The organism is Acinetobacter sp. YH12200, from assembly GCF_013418175.1.
In the GTDB taxonomy this organism is placed as follows: Bacteria; Pseudomonadota; Gammaproteobacteria; order Pseudomonadales; family Moraxellaceae; genus Acinetobacter; species Acinetobacter pseudolwoffii.
Genome location: NZ_VPCO01000007.1, coordinates 137,849 through 143,915, shown reverse-complemented (window position 1 = coordinate 143,915; position 6,067 = coordinate 137,849). Strand labels below are relative to the sequence as shown.

The window sequence follows — 6,067 nt, the reverse complement described above, 5'->3', positions numbered from 1 at the left end:
TTTGCGAGATTAAAACATTTCCGTGCTATTGCAACTCGATTTGATAAACTGGCACGCAATTATAAATCTATGATTCGTATAGCCTGTATATTTATTTGGTGCAAAGCCAAATGAGGACACACCCTAGTAATCGTTGAAAATGCCAGTTCGAAAGACTGGCATTTATTATGCGTAGTTGATTCTTTTTTATTTGGTTTTGCATTCTGCCAGAAATGGATTTTGAGCCTGTATGATGATTTTATCTGAAAATTTCCCTTCATATTCAAAACCATTTTGTATGATTTTTAGCGTTTGAAAACCACATTTTTCCTAGGCACGACTTCCACCTCAATTATGTCCAAAGACTTTTGAGTTGTAATGGCTTAAAGAAAAACTCTTTGACCAACTTGAGCGCTTCACTGCCACAGCCTTGAGCTGTCCAAGTGATTGTTGAGATTGCAATACAAAATTCAGCATGTTGAGCACAAGATTGATTTCTAGAATTCAAAGTTTACCGATCATTTCATCATGATGGTTTAAACAAATCGCAAAGTCATAACGGGTTGGATCAGCCAAACAGCGCTGACTATGTGCCTGCATATCTTCAAGTGTAAAATGCCATTTCAAGCCGGTCATATAACGCATTTCATCGATTTGCGTGAGCGCTAAAAATGTGAGTAGATTTTCAACTTTCAGTAAGTGTAAGTAGATGCGGTTCCATTTAAGATCAGTGTTGATGTGATGCTCTTTGAGAGCATTTTTTATTTTTAGAAAAGTAATCGACAGATTATAGAATGTCCGACTTTAGAACAAAAATGATTAAAAAAACCACCCCATCTTGCGAGAGGGTGGTGAGTGCGGAGCTATTAAATTTATTGAGCCTGCTGTTCTGCCTGAATCGCGGTTAAGGCGATGGTAAATACAATATCATCGACCAAAGCACCACGAGACAGGTCGTTCACCGGTTTGTTCAAACCTTGCAACATTGGCCCGACACTGACTACATTGGCAGCACGTTGCACAGCTTTATAAGTCGTATTACCCGTATTTAAATCCGGGAAAATAAAGACATTGGCACGTCCGGCCACTTGTGAATCTGGTGCTTTTTGACGGCCAACACTTTCAACCGAGGCAGCATCATATTGTAATGGCCCATCAATTAGCAGGTCAGGACGACGTTCTTTGGCAATTCGTGTTGCTTCAGCCACTTTCTCGACATCGGCACCCATACCTGAAGTTCCGGTAGAGTAAGAAATCATGGCAATCCGCGGGTCAATGCCAAAGGCTTTGGCAGAATCTGCTGATTGAATCGCAATCTCGGCCAGCTGCTCTGCATCTGGATCAGGATTAATCGCACAGTCGCCATAAACATAGACTTCATCTGGCAGCAGCATAAAGAACACAGAAGAAACCAGTGAATAATCCGGTGCAGTCTTGATCAGCTGAAAGGCAGGACGTACGGTATTGGCCGTGGTATGTACCGCGCCAGAGACCAGACCATCAACCTGATCCAGCGCCAGCATCATGGTGCCGAGCACCACAGTGTCTTGCAGTTGTTCACGCGCTTGCAATTCGTTGAGTTTGCCTTTACGTAGCTCGACCATCTTGTCGATATAGTTATCACGAATCAGATCCGGATCCAGAATTTCCAGATCTTCAGGCAATTCGATACCACGAGCTTTTGCCACTTCTAAAACAGATTCGGGATTGGCCAATAAAATACATTGTGCAATGCCACGCGACTGACAGATTGCTGCAGCTTGTATCGTACGTGGTTCATCACCTTCAGGTAATACAATACGTTTTTTGGCCGCAATCGATTTTTGTACCAGTTCATGCCGGAAGGCTGAAGGCGATAGACGTGGCTTATAAGAACCATTCAACATCTGACCGAGCCATTCCGGATTGATGTGACTCGAAACAAAGCGCGTGACCTGATCTGCACGTTCCGTATCATCTACTGGAATTTCATTGCTGAGATTTGCCAGTTTTTGTGCGGTTTCAAAGGTACTAAGCGGTGTATGTAAAATTGGTAAACCTTGTTTGATGGCAGTCTGGCAAAATTCCAATACATGATCATTTGGCTGATGATGTTCAGTTAGCACCAAGCCAGCCAAAGGAATACCATTGCTGCTGGCCAGACTGCTGGCCAATAACACATCAATCCGGTCAGATGCACTGATGATCAATTCACCCGCTACAAATTTATGCAATTCATGTTCAATATTGGCCGAAATCAGGCTGCTGTGCTGGACACGGCGCTGTTTCGCTTCGCCTTCATTAATCCAGTAGGCCTGAATATGTGCCGCCAGATCAGATATACGCGGCACACTTAAAGTTTTACTGAAAGGCACCAGTCCAATTACAGGTAACTTTTCTGAACCAATATGTGGATGGGTTTGCTGGATGGCACGAATAAATTGTGTGGTTTCTTCTGCAAGACGTAAATCCGGATCAAGCGTTACAGGAATCTGTGCAGATTCTTCAGGCAGACCTTTGGTTCGCATCAACAGGATGCCAGACAGGCGGGTTGAACTGGCGCCACCAAAGTTGCGAATCTGGTTTTCAACTTTATCGGCAGTCTGACCTGGCTGCTGGATATTGGCATTGCTGACCACAATCACTTTGGCATCCAAAGCCTGCGCCAGCGAGGCATTCAGATCATCGGCAAAACTGTCCTGAGCATTTGGCAATAGACCTTCGACAATAATCAGGTCATGTTGTCTGGCAATTTGACGATGCAGACGTACCGCTTCTTCCAGCAGTTCATCCTGTTCACCCAGATTAATCTGCTGCAAGACTTTGCTATAACGGATTGGTTCAACAGTTTCACTTTGAGAAATATGACGATACAAAGCCGTAGTACGGTCTTCGACTTCATTCAATTCCTGAGCAAAAGGTTTGAGAAAGCCAGCTTTAACCCCTTGGCATTCCAGTGCATAAATCAGGCCTAAACATGCAGAAGTTAAGCCTACGCCTTCCCCAGTGGGAACCAATAGAATCGTTTTCATAAGTTACGTCAGTCACACAATAATAAAAATCAGTTAAAAAGTGGCCCTGCTTGCTTATGCAAGCGCTACCTCAGCTTCAGACTTTTTTGCGTTTTTTTGCTCCACTTCAAGTTCTACAACGCTATGTACTTCTTGAGCGATACGACCTTCTTCGTCTGTTGGCACTACCCAGATTTGTGGACCTGTACCTGAATCGATACGGCCTTCAGTGCCACGTTTCAGGTCATTATTGGCACTTTTATCCAGGTTGAAGCCGAAGTGGGGCAGATAAGTCATGGTTTTTTCACGGATATAGGCAGAATTTTCGCCAATACCGCCAGTGAAGAACAAGCCATCAATACGTGGCAGACCACAGCTCAGTGCTGCCAGAGATTTGGCTAGACGGTAGCAGAATACTTCAATCGCTAATGCAGCATCTTCATTACCTTGTTCCGATGCTTCAATCAGGGTACGCATGTCATTCGACAAATCAGACAGACCCAACAGACCGCTCTGGCTATTCAGCATCTTGTCAATTTTATAGATATCCCAACCCAGGTTCTTTGCCAGGAAGCTGTGCAGGCTTGGGTCGACATCGCCACTGCGGGTGCCCATGACAATACCTTCAAGCGGGGTCAGACCCATTGACGTATCTACACTTTTCCCATTCCACACGGCACAGGTCGAGCTGCCATTACCGAGATGTGCTGTTAACCAGCCGCCTTGTTTCAGGCTACCTGCCAGTTCAGAACCACGGTCTGAAACATAAGCATGGCTGGTGCCGTGGAAACCATAACGACGCACACCATGGGCTGTATATAAGAATTTTGGCAGGGCATAGCGATATGCATGTGCTGGCATGCTTTGATGGAATGCGGTATCAAATACTGCTATTTGCGGTAAGTCTGGGAACAAGCGTTTGGTGGCTTCAATGCCAATCAGATGTGCCGGATTGTGTAAGGGCGCAAGCGGCGTTGCTTCACGAATCTTTTCAATAATTTCATCATTGATCAATTCTGCTTTGGTCAGGCTGCCACCATGTACCACACGGTGACCAATCGCATCTGGGCGATAGTTAGCCAGACGCTCCAAACCAACTTCAAGGGCTTTTTTATGATCTGCAAATGGAATATGGATATCGACTGGTTCGTTACCGACAGTCACGCCTTTGATACGAGCATTCTCTGTGCCTAAGTTCTCAGCTAAACCATGAATACGGAAGTTCTGTTCCTCAAGAAGTAATGCAAACTTGATTGAAGAAGAGCCACAATTAATAACTAATACTGATTTAGACACGATTGATTACCCGATTTTTAATTAAAATTCTCGTCCATTGACTTGATCCAGTGATCAGCAAAAAGGCACTAAGCTGAATCAATATTGATGTTTTAACATTTGTTTTTTTTCTGTCCTAGATAGACTTTAGCAGATTAGACTTAAGCATTATCGACCAGGCTGACAATAATAACTAAAATTTATCAGTTCATAGTTTTCATTTATAAATAAAATGATGTTGAAAATATAATCAATAAAGCTGCCAAATTCTATTTTCAATGTCGTACTGGAACAGATTGCTTTCAGTTTAGTGCCTAAAACAGCAAATATGACTTATACATACAATTCTATACAGAGATTCATCAATAAAATGACCCAAAGGTTCTGATCCATTTTGGTTTTAATTTTTATATCCATAAAAAATCAGCCTTGCGAACAAAGCTGATTTTTAACGTGATCATCTGAAATAGTTATTGGCGAATCTGACCATCACCAAATACGATCCATTTTTGTGAGGTTAGGCCTTCAAGACCAACCGGACCACGGGCATGAATTTTATCGGTTGAAATTCCGATTTCCGCGCCTAAGCCATATTCAAAACCATCAGCAAAGCGGGTCGAGGCATTGATCATCACCGAACTCGAATCGACACCGGCCAAAAACTCGCGTGCCAGACTGTAATTTTCAGTAATGATCGAATCGGTATGATGTGAGCCATACTGATTAATATGTTCAATCGCTTCTTCTATGCCAGAAACCACTTTGATGGCCAGAATTGGGCCCAGATATTCGGTATACCAGTCTTCTTCAGTGGCCGCAATCACTGCATCAGCAAGAATACGCTGGGTTTCTTTGCAACCACGGAGCTCTACTTTTTTCTCCTGATAAAGTTCTGCGATGCGGGGCAAGAACTCTTCAGCGACTTTTTCATCGACTAGCAAAGTTTCCATGGCATTACACACGCCATAACGATGGGTTTTAGCATTTAAAGCAATGGGTAAGGCTTTTAACAGATCCGCCTGTGCTTCCACATAGATATGGCAATTACCATCCAAATGTTTGATCACCGGGACACGAGCTTCTTCAGTAATGCGCTCGATCAGGCTCTTGCCGCCACGAGGCACAATCACATCGACATATTCGGTCATGGTAATGAGCTGGCCGACTGCAGCACGATCAACGGTATTGATCACTTGTACTGCTGATTCTGGCAGGCCGGAAATTTTCAGCGCATGTTGAATTGCCGCGGCAATCGCCTGATTGGATTCCAGTGCTTCTGAACCGCCACGTAAAATAATCGCATTGCCTGATTTCAGCGCCAGTGAAGCCGCTTCCAGGGTCACGTTGGGACGTGATTCATAAATCATGCCGACCACACCTAAAGGTACACGCATCTTGCCCAGTTGAATGCCAGATGGGCGATAAGCCATATCGCTAATTTCACCAATCGGATCTTTCAGGCCAATCACATCTTTCAGGCCTTCTAACATACCTTTAAAGCGTGCGGGGTTGAGTTCTAAGCGATCAAGCAGGGCACTGTCCAGATTGTTATTATGCGCTTTGGTCATATCTTTCTGGTTGGCAGCCAAAATAGCCGGCTGGCTATTTTCCAAAGCCGTATAAATAGCCGATAGTGCGTTGTTTTTGGTTTGGGTGGACGCACGAGCCAAAATGCGAGAAGCCTGGCGTGCCTGCTGTCCTACCGTTTGCATATATTGTTCAATAGACTCTTGCATAGCGCTTTGATCACTTAGAAATTTCACTTCGATATTAACAGTCTGCTGCCGGACAATGAAGCCCATCTGTTAAAAATCATCCGTTTT

At 44.1% G+C, this 6,067-nt stretch carries 4 protein-coding genes and 1 pseudogene; 1 reads left to right on the top strand and 4 read right to left on the bottom strand.

Annotated elements, in window-relative coordinates; all coding sequences use genetic code 11:
- Nucleotides 1-114 (top strand): annotated as a pseudogene (locus FTU90_RS06830) (IS5/IS1182 family transposase); the annotation flags it as partial.
- A 369-nt stretch (nt 115-483) separates the two neighbouring features.
- On the opposite strand, the gene FTU90_RS06825 reads toward FTU90_RS06830, so the two are convergent.
- The 4 genes from FTU90_RS06825 to FTU90_RS06810 all read right to left on the bottom strand — a co-directional run bounded on the left by FTU90_RS06825 (nt 484) and on the right by FTU90_RS06810 (nt 5,980).
- Nucleotides 484-624, bottom strand: coding sequence for a hypothetical protein (locus FTU90_RS06825; RefSeq protein ID WP_159138498.1), 141 nt, complete (start codon nt 622-624; stop codon nt 484-486).
- 227 nt (nt 625-851) lie between these two features.
- Nucleotides 852-2,990 (bottom strand): phosphate acetyltransferase, encoded by a 2,139-nt coding sequence (gene pta / locus FTU90_RS06820; RefSeq protein ID WP_100355659.1) that lies wholly within the window; start codon nt 2,988-2,990, stop codon nt 852-854.
- A 54-nt stretch (nt 2,991-3,044) separates the two neighbouring features.
- Nucleotides 3,045-4,265, bottom strand: a complete 1,221-nt coding sequence (locus FTU90_RS06815) for an acetate/propionate family kinase (protein WP_005172750.1) — start codon at nt 4,263-4,265, stop codon at nt 3,045-3,047.
- A 449-nt stretch (nt 4,266-4,714) separates the two neighbouring features.
- On the bottom strand, nt 4,715-5,980 hold the full coding sequence (locus tag FTU90_RS06810; RefSeq protein ID WP_034609142.1) for a glutamate-5-semialdehyde dehydrogenase: 1,266 nt from the start codon (nt 5,978-5,980) through the stop codon (nt 4,715-4,717).
- Nucleotides 5,981-6,067: the final 87 nt, after the last annotated feature.